We start from the raw sequence: 545 nt of genomic DNA on the forward strand, positions 1-545 counted from the left end.
GCACCGAACTGGGTAGCAACATCTGACCGGCCAGTGCAATCGGCACCACAAAAAGCGCGGCCAGCGCCAGATACGTCGGGAACACCCACTTGGCCAGGCGTAAATCCTGGGGGTCGATGTTTTCCACCACGGTCACGTGGAACTGCCGGGGCAGGCAGATGATCGCCATCATCGCCACACCGGTCTGCACCACCATGGACGGCCAGTTGATGGTTTCCTTCCAGTACTCTTCCAGGCGCGGGGCGAGCATGGCCTGGTCGAACAGGTCGTCGAAACCGTCGTACAGGCCGTAGGTCACGAACGCGCCGACCGCGAGAAAAGCGAACAGCTTGACCAGCGATTCAAAGGCAATCGCCAGCACCATGCCGCGGTGGTGTTCCGTGGCGTCGAGGTTGCGGGTACCGAAAACGATGGTGAACAGCGCCAGTACCAGGGAGACGATCAGCGCCGTGTCCTGCGCGCGCGTGCCCATGGCGTCGGCGCCGGCGCCGATCAACAGGTTTACACCCAGCACGATGCCCTTGAGTTGCAAGGCAATGTAGGGC

1 protein-coding gene is annotated in these 545 nt (G+C 62.2%); it reads right to left on the reverse strand.

What is annotated here, in order from left to right:
* Nucleotides 1-545: SLC5/6 family protein (locus AC1DLB_RS31740; protein ID WP_477786499.1), on the reverse strand; the 545-nt coding region annotated here is incomplete at both ends.

The organism is Pseudomonas sp. 05N434, from assembly GCF_056396965.1.